The following is a 17,457-nucleotide window of genomic DNA, read 5'->3' as shown; positions in this document are numbered from 1 at the left end:
GGAGGGGCGACGCGGCCGAGTCGGGCGCGGCGGGCTCGGGCGTGGCGGGCTCGGACGAGGTGGGCTCGGGCGCGGGTATGGCTGGGGGGAGGGGCGCCGGTGCATCCGGCCGTGCCGGGGCGCCAGGCGGTGCTGGGGCGTCAGGCGGTGCTGCGGGGCCGGGTGGCGCGGCGGGATCGGGTGGCGAGTGGGGCTCGGACGGCGCTGCGGGATCCGGCGAAGCGGCGGGGACGGGTGGTGGCCCGTGTCCGGAGGGGATCCGGCGGGCGCTGGCCGCGCATACGACGATGACCCTGGCGTACGTGGACGAGGAGGGGCCGCAGGCGTGCGCGGTGCTGTACGCCACCGACGTGCAGGGCGGCGCGGAGGCCGGGGCGGGGCCCGCGCTGTACTTCGTCACGTCGGCCACCACACGGCACGGCCGGGCCCTCGCGGAGCCGGGGGCGCGGGTTGCGTTCACGGCCCAGCGGGACGGCCAGGAGTGGACCGGCCTGACCGGGCTTCAAGGGCGGGGCGGCTGCCGCACGCTGACCGGCGCGGAGCGGGAGGCCGGCTGGCGGGTCTATCTGGAGCGTTTCCCCTTTGTCGCGACGAGCGAGCGGCTGCGCGATGCCCTGGAGCGGACCGCGCTGTGGGAGCTGCGGCCCGACTGGCTGCGGCTGATCGACAACGGGCAGGGCTTCGGTCACAAGGAGGAGTGGTCGTCGGGCCGGTGAGGTCGCGGCGGGACGGGGCGGGACTGGCCTTTGCCCGGTCGGCGGCGGCCGGGGGGCTGGGGCTGAGGGCTGGGTGGGCATGCCGACCTGGGGCGATGGCGTTTCCGGGCTGAGCCTGGCCCGGGGCGAGGCTGTCTCAGGGGCGGCCCCTGGCTCCGGGCGTGCCCTCTTCTCTCTGGGCGGGCCCTCTTCCGTTGGGTCCGTGCCTGCTCCTGCGCTCGGGCATCGGTTGGGCCCTCCGGTCCGTCGGTCGTCGATGGCGCACCGAGCGGAAGTGGTGACGGAGTGAGCGGAGTGTGACCTATCCGAACTAAGCCTGTATCAGAGGCGTTAGGGCGGGATGGGGGCAGGAAACGGGGCCCGGGAGTTGTCTGTGGAGGGACGGGCCGGCGGGTCCGGGCTGATCATGGGAAAAGTTGCAGTCGGATACGGCGGGTACTGGCCGGTGTGGCGGCTGATCTCTCGTAGAGTTTCCGCGTGGGATCACTGCGCAATCCGATCGGGCCGCTTCCCTCCTCCATCTACTGGCGGCGGAGGGCCGTTGCGCTGGCCATCGTCGTACTGCTCGCCCTTCTGGTCGTGTGGGCCCTCAACTGGGGCGCAAGCGGCGGCAAGAGTGGCGATGAGGGCAAGGGGCCCCACGGCAAGGGGCCCGCGACCTCCATCACGCCCGGGCCCTCCGCCAGCGGGCCCGCGGATGATCAAAAGCCGGGCGGGCGCGACGAGTCGAGCGGTGGCGGGGGTTCGGACTCCGGTTCCGGCGGTGGCTCGGGCGCGGCCGGCGGTGGCGACGAGTCCGGTGGTGACTCCGTGGGCGGTTCCGGAAGTTCGGGTTCCGTTCCCGATGGGCCGCTCGGCCAGGGCTCCGGCAAGAACGCCGTCGATGCGAGTTCCTCGCTCCCCAACTGTGTCTCGGATGAGGCGGAGTTGGTGCTCCACAGCGTCAAGAAGTCCTATGCGCCGAGTGCCAAGCCGACGTTCGAGCTGACGGTCAAGAACGGTGCCGGTGACGCGTGCAAGGTGGACCTCGGGCAGAAGGCCGCGGTGCTCACCATCACGGACACCGCGGGCGACGACCGGGTGTGGGCCTCGAACGACTGCCCGTCGGGCACCCGGCCCGCGCTGCTGCAGGTGCCGGCCAAGGGTTCCGTGAAGCGCACCATCGTGTGGGACCGGCGGGCCAGCGGCCCGCAGTGCGCCACTCCGAGCTCGGCCACGGTGCCGTCCGGCAAGTACCTGATCGAGGCGAAGGTGCCCGGGCTGGACACGGTCCATACGACGTTTGTCCTGGCCGAGAGCTAAAGGCTGAGGGCTGAGGCGCCGCTGAGGTGCCCAGAGGCGGGGGCCGAGGGCCGGGGAGGCCAGGCTTTCTGCGGAGGGCCGTGTCGTTCCGGTGTCATGTTGTCCGGGGGCCGTCTCCGCGGCGGGGCGCGCGCTGTGGCTGTGCGTGCGCCGGATTTTGCTCGTATGCGCCTGGCTCGTATGTGTCTTCGGGGTTCCGCCCGTAGCGGTTCTGCTGGGAGCGAGCGGGGCTGCTGAGGTCGGGGTCGTCCGGGATAGTCGGCGTCATGAAGCTACTGATGCTGGGTGGAACGGAGTTCGTGGGGCGGGCGGTCAGTGAGGCGGCGGTGGCGCGCGGGTGGGGGGTGACGGTCTTCCACCGCGGGAACCACGCGCCGCCGGAGGGCGTGACGGCGCTGCACGGCGACCGTGGGGCCCCGGCGGGGCTCGCGGCCCTGGAACAGGGCGAGTGGGACGCCGTGGTGGACACCTGGAGCGGTGCGCCGTCGGTGGTGCGGAACAGTGCGCGGCTGCTGTCCGGGCGGGTGGGGACGTACGCCTATGTGTCCAGCGGCTCGGTGTATGCCTTCCCGCCCACGGCCAGGCTCGACGAGCGCGCGCCGCTGGTGGCGGGCTCTTCGGACGCCACCGACGCCGAGGACTACGCGCAGGCCAAGCGGGGTGGCGAGCTGGCCGCGGCCGAGGTGTTCGGGGAGCGGGCGCTGCTGGTGCGCGCGGGGCTGATCCTCGGGCCGTACGAGAACGTGGGGCGGCTGCCGTGGTGGCTGGGGCGGATCGCGCGCGGCGGCCCGGTCCTCGCGCCGGGGCCGCGGGGGATGGCGCTGCAGTACATCGACGTCCGTGACCTGGCCGAGTGGACGCTGGACGCCCTGGAGGGCGGGCTGGGTGGGCCGTACAGCCTGGTGAGCGAGGTCGGCCACGCCACCATGGGCGAGCTGTTGGAGAGCTGCGTGAAGGTCACCGGCTCGGATGCGGAGCTGCGCTGGACCGCGCCGGAGCATGTGCTCGCCGCCGGGATCGAGCCCTGGACCGAGCTGCCGGTGTGGCTGGCGCCCGGTGAGCTGAGGGACGCGCTCTTCGGCGTCGACGTGTCCAAGGCGCTGGCGGCCGGGCTGCGTTGCCGGCCCGTCGCGGAAACCGTTGCCGACACCTGGGCCTGGCTGCAGGCGATCGGCGGTGTGGCGCCGCAGCGTCCGGACCGGCCCGTGCTCGGGCTGGACCCGGCGAAGGAGGCGGTGGCGCTGGCGTTGCGCCGAGCGGACTGATGGGTGGACGGCGGGCCGGCTGCTGGGCCGGGGGAGGGGTAGGGGGGAGCGGTTGAGGGCCGGGCGTCGGGCCGGCGGACAGCTGGTTGCTGGTCGAGGGGGCGGCTGTAGGGCTCAGCTCGTCATCTTTCGCTTGTCCCCTTCGCGATGACCGTGAATGTCGCTGGCCGGCCGGTCACATGGGTGGGTGGGGTGGCTCGTCGGCGGTGGCGTTCTCGTGGAGGCGGTGGGCCAGGGCGCGGACGAGGTCGCGGAGGGCCGTGGGGTGTTCGATGACGAACGGGCGGTCCAGGGCGGCGAGTACGGAGGGTATCCAGTCGAGCCGCTCGGCCCGGAGGCGGACGTGGACCCATTCGGTGCCGGTGGCCGCGTCGGCCTCCCTTCCTGCCCCCGTACGTGCCCCGGCACCCTCGGACGTGACGGGTGACAGCGTGGCGATCCCGGCGGGCAGGTGCTTGCGGATGTGCTCGACGCTGCCGTGGACGCGGAGGGAGACCTCGTGGGCCCAGGGGGTGCGGGCGAGGCCGTCGAGCAGGGTGGTGACCGGGTCGAAGTTCGGCGGGACGGTGAAGGAGCCCGGCTGCACGGTCAGGGCGGCGATCCGGTCCAGCCGGAAGGTACGTATCCCTTCGTCGGCCGGGACGCCGGACTCCCCAACGGGATCAGCGGAGTCGGCAGGATCAGCTGAATCGGCGGAACCGGCGGAATCGGCGACGGAGCCTGCCCCGCCGACGGAACCGACGGAACCGACGGAACCGACGGGACCGACGTGATCGGCGGCTTCAGCAGCCCCACCAGCCCCAGACGAACCACCAGCCGCCGCCCCACCGCCCGTCACCCCGCCACCGCCCACCCCCGCCGTCAGATACCACCGCCCCGAGTGGGCTACGAGGCCGTAGGGGTGGACGGTGCGGGTGGTGGTGTGGGCGTTGCGGTCGGTGTAGGTGAGGGTTACCGGGTGTTGGTGGCGGGCGGCTTCGGCGAGTGCGAGGAGTGTGTGGGTTTCCGGGGGCGGGGTGGGGTGGGGGCGTGTGGTGAAGCCGGTGGTTTCGCGCAGGGCGTCCAGCCGGCGTGCCAGGGGTTTGGGCAGTACGCGGCGGATCTTGGCGGCGGCGCTCTCGGTCGCGGCGGGGGACGTGGTGGCCGGTCCGGTGTTCCGGCCGGACAGCAGGCCGAGGAGGACGGCGAGGGCCTCTTCGTCGGTGAGCATCAGCGGGGGCATCCGGTAGCCGGGGAGGAGCCGGTAGCCGCCGTAGCGGCCGCGTACCGACTCGACGGGTACGCCGAGGTCCTGCAGGTGGCCGGCGTAGCGGCGGACGGTGCGTTCGTCGACGCCGAGGCGTGCGGCCAGGTCGGGGACGGTGTGGCGGCCGCTGCCCTGGAGGATCTCCAGCAGTGCGAGCACGCGGGCGGTCGAGGTGGTCACGCCGGAAAGTGTGCCGCGTATACCGGGCGGGTTCTGTCCGGTATCGGCTCTACGTTCGTCGGCAGCGCCTCTTCCTCCGGTGCGTGCGCGGTGCCGTGCAGTCGGCACCGTGGTGCGACCCCGGGGGTGGACCGTGGTGCCGACCCCGGTGGACCTCCGGGGGACTCTCCGACAGGAAGCCGCTCATGAACGTTGTTTCGCTGCGTGTGATCACCCACGACGTCGCCGGTCTCGTCGCGTTCTACGAACGGGTCACCGGTGTTCCGGCGGCGTGGTCGACCCCTGACTTCGCCGAGCTGGTGACGCCGTCGTGCACGCTGGCGGTGGCGAGCAGCCGCACCGTGGCGCTGTTCGGCGAGGACTCCGCCCGCCCGGCCGCCAACCGGACGGTGATCATCGAGTTCCGGGTGGCGGACGTCGACGCGGAGTACCGGCGGCTGGCGTCTCTGGGCTGTGCGTTCGTGCAGCAGCCGACGACGATGCCGTGGGGCAACCGCTCCCTGCTGTTCCGGGACCCGGACGGGAATCTGATCAACTTCTTCACGCCCGTCACGCCGGAGGCCGTGCGGCGGCAGGACCGCCGGCAGGACCACCGGGCGGGCGTCCCGGCGGACGTTCAGGGCGCCGCCGGGCGGGCGTGACGGGCCCCCGCGGGGCCCGGCCGAACTCAGGGGCTGCGCATCCCCGCCCGTACCGGCCCCAGGATCAGACGTACCGCTCCAGGATCGACGACTCCGCCAGGCGGGACAGGCCCTCGCGGACCGAGCGGGCGCGGGCCTCGCCGACGCCGTCGACGGCCTGGAGGTCGTCGACGCTGGCCGCGAGGAGCTTTTGCAGGCCGCCGAAGTGGTCGACGAGGCGGTCGATGACCGTGCCGGGGAGCCGGGGGACCTTCGCCAGCAGGCGGAAGCCGCGCGGGGAGACCGCGGAGTCGAGGGTTTCGGGGGCTCCGCTGTAGCCCAGGGCGCGGGCGACGATGGGGAGTTCGAGGAGTTCGGTGTGGCTGAGCGCGTCGAGTTCGGCGAGGGCCTCGACGACGGTGCGGGAGCGCTTGGCGGTCGGCTGGGGGACGTAGTCGCGGACGACCAGTTCGCGTTCCGGCTCCACGCCGGCGATCAGTTCCTCCAGCTGGAGGGCGAGGAGGCGGCCGTCCGTGCCGAGCTCGACGACGTATTCGGCGATCTCCGTGGCGATCCGGCGGACCATCTCCAGGCGCTGGGCGACCGCGGTGACGTCGCGGACCGTCACCAAGTCCTCGATCTCCAGGGCGGAGAGGGTGCCGGCGACCTCGTCGAGGCGGAGCTTGTAGCGCTCCAGGGTCGCCAGCGCCTGGTTGGCGCGGGAGAGGATCGCGGCGGACTCCTCCAGGACGCGGCGCTCGCCGTCGACGTAGAGGGCGATCAGGCGCATCGACTGGCTGACGGAGACGACCGGGAAGCCGGCCTGGATGGAGACGCGCTGGGCGGTGCGGTGGCGGGTGCCGGTCTCCTCGGTGGGGATGGAGGCGTCCGGGACGAGCTGGACGCCGGCCCGCAGGATCTTGGTGATGTCCTTGTCGAGGACCAGGGCGCCGTCGAGCTTGCACAGCTCGCGCAGCCGGGTCGCGGTGAACTCGACGTCGAGGACGAATCCGCCGGTACACATGGTTTCGACGGTCTTGTCGAAGCCCAGCACGATCAGCCCGCCGGTGTTGCCGCGGAGGATGCGCTCCAGGCCGTCGCGCAGGGCGGTACCGGGCGCGACGGCGCTCAGCGTGGCGCGCATCAGGCTCTCGGTGCCGGAGCTTCCACCGGACCTGCCGGAAGTCGATGCCCGGTCGTTGGCTGCCACTGCACTCCTCCGTCGCAAGGTCTGTCGGTCCGCAGGCCGCCCGGCCCATGCTGTGTTGACGTACCAGCGGAGCGTACGTGGCCGACAGGCAATTCTGCGGCGACGGGCGAGACCAGGGCAAAGTCTACCGGCGTGCGCCCTCTTCCTGTGGGGCCTCCCGGCGCACCCGTTTGGGCAGGACGGTGAGGGCCGCTCCGACGTCGGCGACCTCCAGTACCCGCATTCCGTCGGGGATCTTGCCGGGGTCGGAGGGGACGAGGGCGTGGGTGAAGCCGAGGCGGGCCGCTTCGGACAGCCGGCGCTGGACGCCGGTGACCCTTCTGACCTCGCCCGCGAGGCCCACTTCGCCGATGGCGACGAGGTTCTTGGGGAGGGGGGTGTCGCTGGCGGCGCTGGCGAGGGCGAGGGCCACGGCGAGGTCGGCGGCGGGTTCGGTCAGCTTCACGCCGCCGACCGTGGCGCTGTAGATGTCGCGTTTGCCCAGGGCGCTGATGCGGCCGCGCTGTTCCAGTACGGCGAGCATCATCGAGACCCGGGAGGTCTCCAGGCCGGAGGTGGTGCGCCGGGGGGAGGGGATCTGGGAGTCGACGGTGAGGGCCTGGACCTCGGCGACGAGGGGGCGGCGGCCTTCCAGGGTCACGGTCAGGCAGGTGCCGGGCACGGGTTCGGCGCGGCGGGTGAGGAAGAGGCCGGAGGGGTCGGCGAGGCCGGTGATGCCTTCGTCGTGGAGTTCGAAGCAGCCGACCTCGTCGGTGGTGCCGTAGCGGTTCTTGACGCCGCGGACGAGGCGGAGCCGGGCGTGCCGGTCGCCTTCGAAGTGCAGGACGACGTCGACGAGGTGTTCCAGGAGGCGGGGTCCGGCGATGGCGCCGTCCTTGGTGACGTGGCCGACCAGGAGGGTGGACATGCCGCGTTCCTTGGAGGCGCGGATGAGGGCGCCGGCCACTTCGCGGACCTGGGCCATGCCGCCGGGGGCGCCTTCGATCTCGGGGGAGGCGACGGTCTGCACGGAGTCGAGGATCAGCAGCGAGGGCTTGACGGTGTCGAGGTGGCCGAGGACGGCGGAGAGGTCGGTTTCGGCCGCGAGGTAGAGGTGGTCGTCGAGGGCGCCGATGCGGTCGGCGCGCAGGCGTACCTGGCTCGCGGATTCCTCGCCGGTGACGTAGAGCGTGCGGTGGGCGTCGGAGGCGGCCTTGGCGGCGACGTCCAGCAGGAGGGTGGATTTGCCGACGCCGGGTTCGCCGGCCAGGAGCACGACCGCGCCGGGGACGAGTCCGCCGCCCAGGACGCGGTCGAGTTCGGGCACGCCCGTCGAGCGGGCGGTGGCCTGCCGGCCGTCGACCTCGCCGATGGGCACGGCCGCGGTGGTGACCCGGCCGGGTGCGGTGGTGCGGACCGCGGGGGCGCCGCCGAACTCCTCGACCGTGCCCCACGCCTGGCATTCGGGGCAGCGGCCGAGCCACTTCGCGGTGGTCCAGCCGCACTCCGTGCAGCGGTAGGAGGGGCGCTCCTTGCCCGAGGATTTACGCGTTGCCATGGGGCCACCGTAGCGGCGGGGTCCGACAACGCCCGCGGGAGCTGTGGACAAGCCGGGAGGAGGGGCCCCGGAAGGGGGCCGGCCGGGGCCGGGCGGGGGCGGCGCGCTCGTCGCCGTTGTGCGCCGGGCCGGGCGGCGCAAACGGAGTGCGGCCGCGGTGTAAAGAGCTGTTCGTGTCCTCTTTTGAGGGAGATGGTCACCCGTAAGGGTTAAAAGTGTCCAACGCGAGCAAGACCGGCTGCATCATCCGCCTACCGTCGCCGGGGTGATGAGCAGCAGGCCCGAGCACCCCACGCACTCCACCGGCGCACACCGGTCGCGCGGCGACGGCCGGCGCCGGAGCCGGCCGCAGCCCTCCGAGCGGCCCGGCCCGGACGCCGCGCGCCCCTCGGACACGCGCCCCGACGGCTACGAGCCGTATCTGGACGGGCTGTTCACCTACTGCCTGTCGGTGCTGTGCGAGCACGACGCGGCGACCGCGGTGCTCGGCGAGACGCTGGCGCTGGCCGAGCGGCACCACGGCAGGCGGCCCGCCGAGCGCACGCGGTACCGCTCCTGGCTCTACGCCCTGGCCCGCTGGGCCTGTCTGCGCCGGCTCGCCGAGCGCACCGGCCCGGCCGCCCGGGAGCAGGACGCGGCGGGCGCGGGCCCGGACGCCGCCGAGACGGAGCGCCGGCGGCGTGAACTCGCCGCGCTGGCCTGGCCGGAGGCCGCGGGCACGGTCCCCGAGCAGCGCGAGGCGCTGGAGCTCGCGGTGCGTCATCAGCTCTCGGCCGACGAGGTCGCCGCGGTGCTCGGCGCCGACCCGGTCGCCACCCGCACGCTGCTGGCCACCGCGGCCTGCGAGGTGGAGCGGACCCGGGCGGCGCTGGCGGTCGTCGAGTCCGGCCGCTGCCGTGAGGTCGCGCGGCTGGCGGGGGACCATCAGATGCTGCTGGGCGCGGCGCTGAGCCGGGAGCTGGTGCGGCATGTCGACGACTGCGCCGAGTGCCGGCGGGCGGCCGAGCGGGCCACCGCCCCGGGGACCTGGCCGGGCACCGCGCCGGTGGCCCGGGGGTCGCTGCCGCTGGTGGCCGCGCCGCGCGAGGCGGTGCTGTGCGCGCTGGCGGCGGCGCGGCGCGCCAAGTCGGGCCGGGCGGAAGGGGTGGCGGGCGCGGGACGCGGCGGCCGGGCGGGTGGGGCAAACGGTTCTCCTCGCTACGACCGCAGCGGTTTCCCCGTCGGCTCGCCGACGGACCGGGTGGCCCGCCGGCGCAGGCTGCGCGGCCGGGCGCTGACCACGACCGTGGTCGCCACGGTCGTCGCGGCGCCGGTGCTGGCCCTGTGGGCGGCGTACCACGGCGGACTGGCCACCGACGAGGCGGCGGACGCGTCGCCGTCGGTGACGGCCAGCGACACGGGGCCCGGGGAGCGGCTGGGCGGCCGGCCGTACGAGAACGCGGGCAATGCCAGGACGACGCCCGATCCGGTCTTCCGGGGCGGGGAGGGCGGGCCCGATGTGTCCGTCGAGGTGATCAGCGCGGACGGCACCCCGCAGCGGACGGGGGCGCCGGGCAGCCGCGCGGAGTCGGGTCCGGGCCGGCTGACGGTCGCGGCCCGGCCCAGCGGGCGCACGACGCTGCTCACGCTCAGTGCCGCGGGCGGCGCCGCGGTGCGCTGGCACGCCTCGGCGGGCGCGGCGTGGCTGCAGCTGAGTCATACGGCGGGCACGCTGCGGCCGGGCGAGACCACGACGATCACGGTCGACATCGATCACGACCGGGAGCCGGCGGGCCGCTGGCGGGCCCGGATCGCCCTGGAGCCGGGCGGCACCGTCGTCACGATGGAGGGCCACGGTGTGACCGGGCCCGCGCCGGGACCGCAGCGTCCGACGCCCCCGAGGCCGACGCCGCGCCCCTCGCACCCGAGGCCGACCCCCACGCCGACCCCGACGTCCCCGTCGCCCAGCTCCGCGCCGCCGTCGCCGACGCCGCGGCCGACCGGCCCGGAGCCGAGCTGGACCCCGTCGAACACGACGCGCCCGGCCCGCTGAGCGCAGCGGGCCCGCGCCGGCCCCGGCGGCCGCGGCGCGCGCCTACTTCTGCTGCGGCGGCTTCCCGGCGGGCCGGGGGTCCGCCGGGTGCGGCGCCATCGGCAGGGTCGCGGCCAGCCGCTCCTCGCAGAGTGCGGCGAGCTTGGCGTAGCCCTTCTTGCCCATCAGCTCGGTCAGCTCCGGCTTGTACGAGACGTACACGGGGTCGCCCGCGCCGTGCGCCGAGGTCGCGGAGGTGCACCACCAGTGCAGGTCGTGGCCGCCGGGGCCCCAGCCGCGCCGGTCGTACTCGCCGATCGTCACCTGGAGGATCCGGGTGTCGTCGGGCCGGTCGATCCAGTCGTAGGTGCGGCGCACCGGCAGCTGCCAGCAGACGTCCGGCTTGGTCTCCAGGGGCTCGCGGCCCTCGCGCAGCGCGAGGATGTGCAGGGAGCAGCCCGCGCCGGCCGGGAAGCCGGGGCGGTTCTGGAAGATGCAGGAGCCCTCCCAGCGCCGGGTCTGGCGTTCGCCGTCCTCGTCCTCCTGGGTCCAGCCGGTCGTGGTGCCGATGTCGTGGTGCTGCCACACGTCGGGTGTGAGGCGTGCCACGTGTTCGGCGACCCGCTTCTCGTCGTCCTCGTCGGAGAAGTGCGCGCCGAGCGTGCAGCAGCCGTCGTCCGCCCGGCCGGCCTGGATGCCCTGGCAGCCGCTGCCGAAGATGCAGGTCCAGCGGGAGGTCAGCCAGGTCAGGTCGCAGCGGAAGACCTGCTCGTCGTCGGCCGGGTCCGGGAAGGTGACCCAGGCGCGGGCGAAGTCGAGGCCGACCTCGTCGGACGGGGCCTTCTTCGGGGACCGCGCCTCCTCAGCCGCCTGGGCGCGCCGCTTTTCTTCCTTGTTGCGGGCTTTTTCGTGCTTCGCCTTTTTCGTCTTTGCCACGGGTCCAGCCTACGGCGCGTCCCGGTGGGGACCGCGACGACAGGAGCGCCCGGTGCCCGCAGTAGGTTTCCCCGTATGAGACTCGGTGTCCTCGATGTGGGTTCGAATACGGTCCATCTGCTCGTGGTGGACGCGCACCCCGGCGCGCGCCCGCTGCCCGCCTACTCGCACAAGGCGGAGCTGCGCCTCGCCGAACTCCTCGACGAGGCGGGCGCGATAAGCGACGCGGGCGTGGAGCGGCTGGTGGCGACCGTCCACGAGGCGCTGCAGGTGGCCGAGGACAAGGGCGTCGAGAGCGTGCTGCCGTTCGCGACGTCGGCGGTCCGGGAGGCCACCAACGGCGAGGACGTGCTGCGCCGGGTCGCCCGGGAGACCGAGGTCGAGCTGCAGGTGCTGTCCGGTGAGGACGAGGCGCGGCTGACCTTCCTCGCGGCCCGCCGGTGGCTGGGCTGGTCGGCGGGCCGGCTGCTGGTACTCGACATCGGCGGCGGCTCGCTGGAGGTCGCGTACGGCCTGGACGAGGACCCGGACGTGGCGGTGTCGCTGCCGCTGGGCGCCGGCCGGCTGACCGCGGGCGACCTGCCGGGCGATCCGCCGGAGGCCGATGATGTGCGGACGCTGCGCCGCCGGGTGCGGGCCGAGATCGCGAAGGTGGTCAGCGAATTCAGCCGCCACGGCACGCCCGACCGGGTCGTCGGCACCTCCAAGACGTTCCGGCAGCTGGCCCGGATCGCGGGCGCCGCGCGCTCGGCGGACGGGCTCTACGTCCAGCGGGAGCTGACCCGCAAGAAGCTGGAGGAGTGGGTGCCGCGGCTGGCCGGGATGTCCGCGGCGGAGCGGTGCGCGCTGCCCGGGGTGTCCGAGGGGCGCTCGCGGCAGTTGCTCGCCGGGGCGCTGGTGGCCGAGGCGGCGATGGATCTCTTCGGGGTCGAGACGCTGGAGATCTGCCCGTGGGCGCTGCGCGAGGGCGTCATCCTGCGGCGGCTGGACCACCTGCCGTAGCCCGCCGCGGCCCGCCGGGACCGCCCGCCGGCCGCCTGCCGCGGACCGCCGCGGCGGCCCGCCCGGCGGGCGCACGGCCGCCGTGAGACTCGTCACGCCGCGGCGGCCCCGTCACGCCCGTCGTCCCCTGTCCCACCGTCCCCCGGCCTCACCGACCGGGGGCTCCGGGTGCCGGACCTCCTGCCCCGGGGCGGGTCCCGGCCCGTACGCTGTCCCTCGTGACAGAGCCAGTGGTGCGCATCCCGGATGCGAAGGTCGCGCTGTCCACGGCCTCGGTGTATCCGGAGTCGACGGCGACGGCCTTCGAGATCGCCGCGCGCCTGGGCTACGACGGCGTCGAGGTCATGGTGTGGACCGACCCGGTCAGCCAGGACATCGAGGCGCTGCGCCGCCTGTCGGACTACCACGGGGTGCCGGTGCTGGCCGTGCACGCCCCGTGTCTGCTGATCACCCAGCGGGTGTGGTCCACCGACCCGTGGGTCAAGCTCCAGCGGGCCCGCACCGCCGCGGAGAAGCTGGGCGCCTCGACGGTGGTCGTGCACCCGCCGTTCCGCTGGCAGCGCAGCTACGCCCGGGAGTTCGTCCGCGGCGTGTGGCGGATGGCGGGCGAGACGGACGTGAAGTTCGCCGTCGAGAACATGTACCCGTGGCGCTACCGCGACCGCGAGATGCTCGCCTACGCCCCGGACTGGGACCCCACCAACGACGACTACCGGCACTTCACCGTCGACCTCTCGCACACCGCCACCGCCCGCAACGACGCGCTGGCGATGGTGGAGCGGATGGGCGACCGCCTGGGGCACGTCCACCTCGCCGACGGCAACGGCTCCGCCAAGGACGAGCACCTGGTGCCGGGCCGCGGCGGCCAGCCCTGCGCCGAGGTACTGGAGCGGCTGGCGGCCACCGGCTTCGACGGCCATGTGGTCGTCGAGGTCAACACCCGGCGGGCGATGTCCGCGGCGGAGCGCGAGGCCGACCTGGCCGAGGCGCTCGCCTTCACCCGGCTGCACCTCGCCTCGCCGACCCGGGTCCCGGGCTCGTGAGCGGCAGCGGGCAGGAGCCGGACGACGCCTCCGCGCCCGGTGCGCCGCCCGCGCCCGCCCGCCGGCGGGGCCGCCCGGCCCGCGCCGCCGCCGAGACCGGGCCCGGCGCCCGCGAGCGGATCCTGGCCGCGGCCCGTGCGGAGTTCGCCGAGCGCGGCTACGACAAGACCTCGGTGCGCGGCATCGCCAAGGCGGCCGGGGTGGACGCGGCGCTGGTGCACCACTACTTCGGCACCAAGGAGCAGGTCTTCGCGGCCGCCATCGAGCTGACCTTCGCCCCCGCGCTGACCATGCCCGACGCCCTCGCCGGCGGCGGCGCGGACGTGGGCGAGCGGATGGCCCGCTTCATGTTCGGCGTCTGGGAGAACCCGGTCAGCCGGCCCGCGCTGCTGGCGATCATGCGCTCGGCGCTGACCAACGACAAGGCCGCGGCGGTGCTGCGCGGGCTCATCGAGCGCCGGATGCTGCAGCGGGTGGCGGGCGAACTGGACGTCCCCGACCCGGAGTTCCGGGCGCAGCTGGCCGCCGGGCACCTCATCGGGATCGCCATGCTGCGCTACGTGATCAAGATGGACCCGGTCGCCTCCGCCGACACGGAGGAGATCATCGCCATGGTCGCACCGGCCCTCCAGCGGTACCTGACGCAGCCGTGAGGGGCTGAGGGCGGGGCGCGGCGCGGCGGGTCCGGGCGGTCGCCGCCTGGAAAACCGGCCACGGCGCGGTGCTCGTCCCGGGCCGGATCTGACGCAGCCCTGACAACCGGCCCGGACGCCGTCCCGGAGCCCCGATCACGGCCACGGCCTGCGCAAACGGCCCGCTCCCCGCTGTCCGTACTCCGGTCAGACGTCTCACATCCCGGAGCGACTGTCCAGATCTTGGATCAGGGGCGTAATCTCGACTGGAGCTGATATATGACGCCGCCCGGTACGGGGCCCAGGGCCCGGGTGCCGGCACCGGCGGTCGTACGGACGTAATCCCGAGGGAGTGACCATCGTGCCCGAGCTGAGGTCCCGCACCGTTACCCATGGCCGCAACATGGCCGGCGCCCGAGCCCTTATGCAGGCCTCCGGCGTAGCGCGGGAGGACTTCGGCAAGCCGATCATCGCCGTCGCCAACAGCTTCACCGAGTTCGTGCCCGGCCACACCCACCTCCAGCCGGTCGGCCGGATCGTCTCCGAGGCGATCCACGCGGCCGGCGGCATCGCCCGCGAGTTCAACACCATCGCGGTCGACGACGGGATCGCCATGGGCCACGGCGGCATGCTCTACAGCCTGCCCTCCCGCGACCTGATCGCCGACTCCGTCGAGTACATGGTCGAGGCGCACTGCGCCGACGCGCTGATCTGCATCTCCAACTGCGACAAGATCACCCCCGGCATGCTGATGGCCGCGATGCGCCTCAACATCCCGACGGTCTTCGTCTCCGGCGGCCCGATGGAGTCCGGCAAGACCACCCTCGTCGACGGCACCGTCCGCACCCTCGACCTGGTCGACGCGATCTCGGACGCCGTCAACGACAAGATCTCCGACGAGGACATCCTCCGCATCGAGGAGAACGCCTGTCCGACCTGCGGCTCCTGTTCCGGCATGTTCACCGCCAACTCCATGAACTGCCTGACCGAGGCCATCGGCCTCTCGCTGCCCGGCAACGGCTCGACGCTGGCCACCCACACCGCCCGCCGCGCCCTGTACGAGACCGCCGGCCGCACCGTCGTCGAGATCACCAAGCGGCACTACGACGAGGACGACCACACCGTCCTGCCGCGCAACATCGGCACCCGCGCCGCCTTCGAGAACGCCATGGCCCTCGACATCGCCATGGGCGGCTCGACGAACACGATCCTGCACCTGCTCGCCGCCGCCCAGGAAGCCGGTCTCGACTTCGACCTGGAGGACATCAACGCGGTCTCCCGCCGGGTGCCCTGCCTGGCGAAGGTCGCCCCGAACGTCGCGCCGGGCGGCACGTACTACATGGAGGACGTGCACCGGGCCGGTGGCATCCCCGCCATCCTCGGCGAGCTGTGGCGCGCCGGACTCCTCAACGAGGACGTCCACACCGTGCACAGCGCCTCCATCGAGGAGTGGCTCAAGACCTGGGACGTGCGCGGCGGTTCACCCTCCGACGTGGCCGTCGAGCTGTGGCACGCGGCCCCCGGCTGCAAGCGCTCGGCGACCGCCTTCTCCCAGTCCGAGCGCTGGGACAGCCTCGACGTCGACGCCGAGGGCGGCTGCATCCGCGACCTGGCGCACGCCTACTCCGCCGACGGCGGCCTCGCGGTCCTCAAGGGCAACCTCGCCGAGGACGGCTGCGTCGTGAAGACCGCCGGCGTCGACGAGTCCATCTGGACCTTCGAGGGCCCGGCCGTGGTCTGCGAGTCGCAGGAAGAGGCCGTCGACAAGATCCTCAAGAAGCAGGTCAAGGAGGGCGACGTCGTCGTCATCCGCTACGAGGGCCCCAAGGGCGGCCCCGGCATGCAGGAGATGCTCTACCCGACGTCCTTCCTCAAGGGCCGCGGCCTGGGCAAGACCTGCGCCCTGGTCACCGACGGCCGCTTCTCCGGCGGCACCTCCGGCCTCTCCATCGGCCACGCCTCCCCCGAGGCGGCCTCCGGCGGCACCATCGCCCTCGTCGAGGACGGCGACCGCATCAAGATCGACATCCCGAACCGCACCATCGAACTCCTCGTCGGCGAGGTCGAGCTGGAATCCCGCCGCCTGGCCCTCGAAGGCGTCTACGCCCCGAAGAACCGCGAACGCAAGGTCTCCCAGGCCCTGCGCGCCTACGCCGCCATGGCCACCAGCGCCGACAAGGGCGCCGTCCGCGACGTGAGCAAGCTGGGCTGAGGCCGCCCGGCAGGCACAGCAGCACGGCAACGGCCCCCGTCGCGGGCGAGCGACGGGGGCCGGTCTGTGGGCCCGTTCTTGGAGCCGGGGGTGCCTCAGGCTTCGAAGCGTGCGCCGCTCTTCACGGCGGTGACGAAGGACGACCAGGCGGTGGCGTCGAAGAGGAGCGCGGGGCCGTGGGGGTCCTTGCTGTCGCGGACGGGGACGAGGGCGGGGAGGTCGTCGGAGACTTCGAGGCACTGGCCGCCGTCGGAGTTGCTGTAGCTGGACTTGCGCCAGGTGACGTTGCTCAGGTCGATGGCTCGCACGGCACTTCCTCCAACATCTGCCCGATGAACTTCCGCGACTCGGTCGGGGACAACGCGAAGTCGCGAACAGCATCGTACGCGCGCTGTAGACGCTCCACCGGGCCTGATTCCTCCACGAGTTCGCCGTGCAGAGCGCTCTCGGTGTATGCCACGGTGCGCCCATCGGTCAGCCGCAGAAACATCACGTCCGTGCTTGCCAGGGCATGCAATCCGGGGCCGTGCGTCAGCACCTGCAGCGTCATGTTGGGCTGCTCGGCGGCCTGGGACAAGTGTTCAAGCTGCTCTCGCCAGGCCTGTGGAACGAGCATGGGCCTGCGAAGCACCGCTTCGGACAGGATGGTGCGGAACTGCGGCGGATCGTCACTCGCCAGCAGCTTGCTTCGCCCTATACGGGCTTCCACTTGGCGGTCCAGATCCGCACCCTTGATGCCGCCCGCCGCGAGCACTTCGCGTGCGTACCCCTTCGTCTGAAGCAGTCCAGGCAGGACGCCCACGGCGTAGTGCCACAGGCTGACGGCTTCGGATTCCAGCACCATGTAACGCCGGTACTGCTCACGGAACTGGCTGGGGTCGGCGAGTGCCAACTCCCACAACGTCAGCAGCAGATCCTTCGTCCCGTAGTACTGGTCCAGGGCCTGTGCGACCTCCGGGCCGCCCAGGGTCTGGCCGCTTTCCATCTTGCCGAACAGGGAGCCGTCCCAGCCCAGGGCCTCGCCGAGCTGGCGGAGGCTGTCGCCCTTCTGGGCGCGCAGTAATCGCAGCTCTTCCACGAAGCGTTGGCGTGGCTCCTGGCTCCGACCGGTGACCGCGCGCCTCGGCGGCATGGCGACCTCCTCCGTGGAAGGTATGGAACTAACGGTGCGTGGTCGCGAAATACAGCCCGCGAGTGGCATTCGCGCCCTTTTCCGGGCCCATTCTCGTAAGGGCCGGAACACACACGGTAGTTGCGCTCCGGTCCTTCAGGCAGGAAAAACGGCAGACAGGAGCGGTGCGGATGGCGACGGAACCACAGTCGGCGGGCGACAAGCGGGCGGAGGCCGAAGCGGCCTGTGCCGAGCTGGCGGCCGTGTTGAAACGGGCCGGGATCGTGCTGCCGTCACTCGGTGTCGATCCCGTGTCGTACGGCTATGCCGTGCCGCGTCCGCTGATCGAGCTGGGGCGTTGCAATCTGGAGACGACGCACCGGCTCATCGCCGTGCTCGACCGGGCCGCCTCGTGACCGGGCGCGTCCCGTACG

General features: G+C 73.2%; 16 protein-coding genes. 10 read left to right on the top strand and 6 right to left on the bottom strand.

What is annotated here, in order from left to right; translation table 11 throughout:
• Positions 1–287 precede the first annotated feature (287 nt).
• The 3 genes from K7396_RS15845 to K7396_RS15835 all read left to right on the top strand — a co-directional run bounded on the left by K7396_RS15845 (position 288) and on the right by K7396_RS15835 (position 3,283).
• The gene (locus K7396_RS15845) at positions 288–716 is read left to right on the top strand and encodes a pyridoxamine 5'-phosphate oxidase (protein WP_152104647.1); all 429 of its coding nucleotides are present in this window, start codon (positions 288–290) and stop codon (positions 714–716) included.
• A gap of 477 nt (positions 717–1,193) precedes the next feature.
• On the top strand, positions 1,194–2,018 hold the full coding sequence (locus tag K7396_RS15840) for a hypothetical protein (RefSeq protein ID WP_107421294.1): 825 nt from the start codon (positions 1,194–1,196) through the stop codon (positions 2,016–2,018).
• A gap of 266 nt (positions 2,019–2,284) precedes the next feature.
• Positions 2,285–3,283, top strand: a complete 999-nt coding sequence (locus tag K7396_RS15835) for an NAD-dependent epimerase/dehydratase family protein (RefSeq protein ID WP_086721735.1) — start codon at positions 2,285–2,287, stop codon at positions 3,281–3,283.
• A 175-nt stretch (positions 3,284–3,458) separates the two neighbouring features.
• Here K7396_RS15835 and K7396_RS15830 read toward each other — a convergent pair whose 3' ends face one another.
• Positions 3,459–4,709 carry a helix-turn-helix transcriptional regulator gene (locus K7396_RS15830; protein WP_152104648.1) on the bottom strand — a complete coding sequence of 417 codons (1,251 nt, stop codon included), beginning with the start codon at positions 4,707–4,709 and terminating at the stop codon, positions 3,459–3,461.
• Between the two features lie 185 nt (positions 4,710–4,894).
• Between K7396_RS15830 and K7396_RS15825 the strand changes: the two genes are divergently transcribed.
• Positions 4,895–5,350: a VOC family protein gene (locus tag K7396_RS15825; RefSeq protein WP_086721223.1), complete on the top strand. Its 456-nt coding sequence runs from the start codon at positions 4,895–4,897 to the stop codon at positions 5,348–5,350.
• A 64-nt stretch (positions 5,351–5,414) separates the two neighbouring features.
• Here the strand turns inward: K7396_RS15825 and disA are convergent, their stop codons facing one another.
• Together disA and radA are read right to left on the bottom strand one after the other, a co-directional pair.
• Positions 5,415–6,539, bottom strand: a complete 1,125-nt coding sequence (gene disA / locus K7396_RS15820; protein ID WP_086721222.1) for a DNA integrity scanning diadenylate cyclase DisA — start codon at positions 6,537–6,539, stop codon at positions 5,415–5,417.
• Positions 6,540–6,663: 124 nt separating this feature from the next.
• Positions 6,664–8,076: a DNA repair protein RadA gene (gene radA, locus K7396_RS15815; protein ID WP_086721221.1), complete on the bottom strand. Its 1,413-nt coding sequence runs from the start codon at positions 8,074–8,076 to the stop codon at positions 6,664–6,666.
• Positions 8,077–8,344: 268 nt separating this feature from the next.
• On the opposite strand from radA, the gene K7396_RS15810 reads away from it, so the two are divergent.
• Positions 8,345–10,108 carry a sigma-70 family RNA polymerase sigma factor gene (locus K7396_RS15810; RefSeq protein WP_152104649.1) on the top strand — a complete coding sequence of 588 codons (1,764 nt, stop codon included), beginning with the start codon at positions 8,345–8,347 and terminating at the stop codon, positions 10,106–10,108.
• A gap of 42 nt (positions 10,109–10,150) precedes the next feature.
• Here K7396_RS15810 and K7396_RS15805 read toward each other — a convergent pair whose 3' ends face one another.
• Complete coding sequence (locus K7396_RS15805; protein WP_152104650.1) at positions 10,151–11,023, bottom strand: hypothetical protein; 873 nt, start codon at positions 11,021–11,023, stop codon at positions 10,151–10,153.
• 75 nt (positions 11,024–11,098) lie between these two features.
• Between K7396_RS15805 and K7396_RS15800 the strand changes: the two genes are divergently transcribed.
• The 4 genes from K7396_RS15800 to ilvD all read left to right on the top strand — a co-directional run bounded on the left by K7396_RS15800 (position 11,099) and on the right by ilvD (position 15,912).
• A complete protein-coding gene (locus K7396_RS15800; protein ID WP_086715851.1) occupies positions 11,099–12,025 on the top strand; it encodes a Ppx/GppA phosphatase family protein in 927 nt (308 codons plus the stop codon).
• Between the two features lie 218 nt (positions 12,026–12,243).
• On the top strand, positions 12,244–13,068 hold the full coding sequence (locus K7396_RS15795) for a sugar phosphate isomerase/epimerase family protein (protein ID WP_086715853.1): 825 nt from the start codon (positions 12,244–12,246) through the stop codon (positions 13,066–13,068).
• On the top strand, positions 13,065–13,721 hold the full coding sequence (locus K7396_RS15790) for a TetR/AcrR family transcriptional regulator (RefSeq protein WP_086715855.1): 657 nt from the start codon (positions 13,065–13,067) through the stop codon (positions 13,719–13,721). Before K7396_RS15795 ends, K7396_RS15790 begins: the two co-directional genes overlap by 4 nt.
• A 340-nt stretch (positions 13,722–14,061) precedes the next feature.
• Positions 14,062–15,912, top strand: coding sequence for a dihydroxy-acid dehydratase (ilvD, locus tag K7396_RS15785; RefSeq protein ID WP_086715864.1), 1,851 nt, complete (start codon positions 14,062–14,064; stop codon positions 15,910–15,912).
• Positions 15,913–16,007: 95 nt separating this feature from the next.
• On the opposite strand, the gene K7396_RS15780 is transcribed toward ilvD, so the two are convergent.
• Entirely contained in the window at positions 16,008–16,220 is a 213-nt protein-coding gene (locus tag K7396_RS15780) for a DUF397 domain-containing protein (RefSeq protein WP_086715857.1), read from the bottom strand.
• Entirely contained in the window at positions 16,202–17,044 is an 843-nt protein-coding gene (locus K7396_RS15775) for a helix-turn-helix domain-containing protein (protein WP_086715859.1), read from the bottom strand. The genes K7396_RS15780 and K7396_RS15775 overlap by 19 nt, the downstream gene beginning before the upstream one ends.
• Positions 17,045–17,214: 170 nt before the next feature.
• Here K7396_RS15775 and K7396_RS15770 point away from each other — a divergent pair, with 170 nt between their 5' ends.
• Positions 17,215–17,439 (top strand): hypothetical protein, encoded by a 225-nt coding sequence (locus tag K7396_RS15770; protein ID WP_086715862.1) that lies wholly within the window; start codon positions 17,215–17,217, stop codon positions 17,437–17,439.
• Positions 17,440–17,457: the final 18 nt, after the last annotated feature.

Source organism: Streptomyces angustmyceticus (genome assembly GCF_019933235.1).
In the GTDB taxonomy this organism is placed as follows: domain Bacteria; phylum Actinomycetota; class Actinomycetes; order Streptomycetales; family Streptomycetaceae; genus Streptomyces; species Streptomyces angustmyceticus.
This window is presented reverse-complemented; position numbering and strand designations above follow the sequence as displayed.

Bases quoted from the DNA above. Each gene is read 5' to 3' on its own strand.
- K7396_RS15845 (WP_152104647.1), top strand. From the start codon at position 288: ATGACCCTGGCGTACGTGGACGAGGAGGGGCCGCAGGCGTGCGCGGTG.
- K7396_RS15835 (WP_086721735.1), top strand. From the start codon at position 2,285: ATGAAGCTACTGATGCTGGGTGGAACGGAGTTCGTGGGGCGGGCGGTC.
- K7396_RS15825 (WP_086721223.1), top strand. From the start codon at position 4,895: ATGAACGTTGTTTCGCTGCGTGTGATCACCCACGACGTCGCCGGTCTC.
- radA (WP_086721221.1), bottom strand. From the start codon at position 8,076: ATGGCAACGCGTAAATCCTCGGGCAAGGAGCGCCCCTCCTACCGCTGC.
- K7396_RS15810 (WP_152104649.1), top strand. From the start codon at position 8,345: ATGAGCAGCAGGCCCGAGCACCCCACGCACTCCACCGGCGCACACCGG.
- K7396_RS15800 (WP_086715851.1), top strand. From the start codon at position 11,099: ATGAGACTCGGTGTCCTCGATGTGGGTTCGAATACGGTCCATCTGCTC.
- K7396_RS15775 (WP_086715859.1), bottom strand. From the start codon at position 17,044: ATGCCGCCGAGGCGCGCGGTCACCGGTCGGAGCCAGGAGCCACGCCAA.
- K7396_RS15770 (WP_086715862.1), top strand. From the start codon at position 17,215: ATGGCGACGGAACCACAGTCGGCGGGCGACAAGCGGGCGGAGGCCGAA.